Genomic DNA, 2,367 nt, shown 5'->3' with positions numbered 1-2,367 from the left:
GGCGTCAAGCGCCTCGGGATTGAATTGATGCGCGGTCTGCGCCAAATAAGCCCAAGGAATTCAGTGGTGAGTACGATGAAAACAGCCAAATTCGCGATCGGACAGGTGGTTCGCCACCGGCTGTTTCCATTCAGGGGCATTATTTTCGATGTCGATCCGCAATTCGCCAACACCGACGAATGGTACGAAGCCATCCCCGCCGACGTGCGGCCGCACAAGGATCAGCCTTTCTATCATCTGCTCGCCGAAAATTCGGAGACCGAGTACATCGCCTATGTCTCCGAGCAGAATCTGCTCGAGGATCAGTCGGGTGAGCCGGTCCGGCATCCGCAGATCAAGGAGATGTTCGACAAGAGGCCGGACGGCGGCTACCAGCCGAAACGGCAGTCAAGGCACTGACCCGCGGAGAGATGGGCGCAAAAAAAGCGGGGCATGACCCCGCTTTTTTGTGGCTCGGCGATATCGGCCGATCAGTTGGCGGTCTTCGCCTTGTCCTGCTCTTCCTTGAGCTTCTTGGCGAAATCCTGGTTGTTCTTGGCGACGAAGTCCTGAAGCTTCTTTTGCCGGTCCTCGATGTCCGACTGCTGCAGCGCCGGTCCGTCATAGGCGCCGCTGAAGCCCTGCAGGGCGACCTTGATCGGATTGGGCTGGTTCTGGAAATTGACGGAGGTCAGGGTAATCGCCTGGCCCTTCTTGAAGGCGGCGACGAGCTGATCGGTCAGCGGCACTTCCGCCACGCAACGATCCGGGAAGCAGATCACATAGTCGAGCTTCTGCGCCTTGCCGGTGTCGATCTGCAGGCCGATGCCGGGAGGCACCAGACGGCCGGTCGGGACCGTCACCTGGAACACCTTGCGGTTCACCTTGCCCTTCAGCTCGATCAGGCTGACGCCAGTGACCAGCTGGCCGTTGCCGGCGGTGGTGATGTTCTGGACATTGCAGATGTCGACGTCTTCCTGCTTGGTGCAGGCCTTGAACCAGCCTTGCGGAATCTGCTGTTGCTGCTGTGCGGAAGCAGCGGGAAGTCCTGCGCCGAGAAAGCCGACCACGCCAGCGGCCATGACCGACAGGCGGTACGCGTTGCTGTTCAGGCTCGTCATGTCGTGCACTTCCTCTCAAATGATCCCGGGACCGGCTTCTTCGTGCCGTGTGGTCCAGCTACCTGTTGCCGAAATGAGGCAACAGAATGACTTCGGAGGGCGTGTTACACTGCAAGCGATGCCGAATCCAGCCCGGCGTCAGCAATTGTTGAACGCGCGGTTGGCCGGCGCGCAGCCGCCTCATGCTAGGGTGCACACCGAATCATCAAGCCGACCCAGTAAGGAGACGTTCATGGGCCGCGTTGTTGTTTGGCTGATCACCGGGATATCGTTTCTCGCCCTTTCGCATCAGCCGGCCGCATCGGAGCCGAAGCACGCTATCGCCATGCAGGGCGTGCCGGCGCTACCGCCCGACTACAGGCATTTCGACTACGTCAATCCCGACGCGCCGAAGGGTGGCTCGATTACCTATTGCGTCGTCGGCAGCTTCGACAATCTGAACCCTTTCATCCTCAAGAGCCTGCGCACGACGGCGCGCGGCATGATGGATACGATCTTCGGCAATCTGGTCTTCGAGCCGTTGATGCAGCGCAATGCCGACGAGGCTTTCACGCTCTACGGTTTGTTGGCCGACAGCGCCGACATGGACCCGGAGCGCAAGAGCATCGAATTCCATCTCAATCCGAAGGCCAAATGGTCGGACGGTCAGCCGGTGACGCCGGAGGACGTGCTGTTCAGCTATGACGTCTACACCGAGAAAGGCCGCCCGCCTTACAGCGATCGCATGGCCAGGGTCGCCAAGCTCGAAAAGACCGGCGATCACAGCGTGCGCTTCACCTTCAACGACAAGGCCGATCGCGAATTCCCGCTGATCATCGCGCTGACCCCGATCATCCCGAAGCACGCCTTCGACAAGGAGACTTTCGACAGGACGACGCTCAAGCCGGTGATCGGCAGCGGCCCTTATAGGATCGCGCAGGTGCAGCCCGGCCAGCGCATCGTGTTCAAGCGCAACCCGGACTACTGGGGCAAGGACGTCCCGGCCAAGCGCGGTTTCGACAATTACGACCAGATCACCATCGAGTATTTCCTCAACGCCAACGCCAAGCTCGAAGCGTTCAAGAAAGGCCTTTGCGCCATCGACGACGACAGTGATCCGGTGAAGCGCGAGCGCGATCTCGATTTTCCGGCCTTCCACAAGGGCGACGTCGTCGCCGAAACCTTCGACACCGGCATTCCGCCCGTGGTGACCGGTTTCCTGTTCAACACGCGGTTGCCGAAATTCGCCAACCCTGTCGTGCGGCGCGCGCTCGGCATGCTCTACGAC

Annotated in this window: 3 protein-coding genes; 2 read left to right on the top strand and 1 reads right to left on the bottom strand. The window is 60.3% G+C overall.

The features are described from left to right. The first annotated feature begins 75 nt into the window (after nucleotides 1–75). A complete protein-coding gene (gene hspQ / locus EN893_RS29475; RefSeq protein WP_164749013.1) occupies nucleotides 76–399 on the top strand; it encodes a heat shock protein HspQ in 324 nt (107 codons plus the stop codon). Nucleotides 400–470: 71 nt separating this feature from the next. On the opposite strand, the gene EN893_RS29470 is transcribed toward hspQ, so the two are convergent. Next, nucleotides 471–1,100, bottom strand: coding sequence for an invasion associated locus B family protein (locus tag EN893_RS29470; RefSeq protein WP_127270670.1), 630 nt, complete (start codon nucleotides 1,098–1,100; stop codon nucleotides 471–473). 232 nt (nucleotides 1,101–1,332) lie between these two features. On the opposite strand from EN893_RS29470, the gene EN893_RS29465 reads away from it, so the two are divergent. Further along, nucleotides 1,333–2,367, top strand: a 1,035-nt coding sequence (locus EN893_RS29465; RefSeq protein ID WP_164901213.1) for an extracellular solute-binding protein, incomplete at its 3' end; no start/stop codon positions are given.

It is taken from the genome of Mesorhizobium sp. M7A.F.Ca.CA.004.04.2.1 (assembly GCF_004022825.1).
Lineage (GTDB): Bacteria > Pseudomonadota > Alphaproteobacteria > Rhizobiales > Rhizobiaceae > Mesorhizobium.
Note: the sequence above shows the minus strand (reverse complement) of the source record. Positions and strands in the feature narration are given on the sequence as shown.

Bases quoted from the DNA above. Each gene is read 5' to 3' on its own strand.
- hspQ (WP_164749013.1), top strand. From the start codon at position 76: ATGAAAACAGCCAAATTCGCGATCGGACAGGTGGTTCGCCACCGGCTG.
- EN893_RS29470 (WP_127270670.1), bottom strand. From the start codon at position 1,100: ATGACGAGCCTGAACAGCAACGCGTACCGCCTGTCGGTCATGGCCGCT.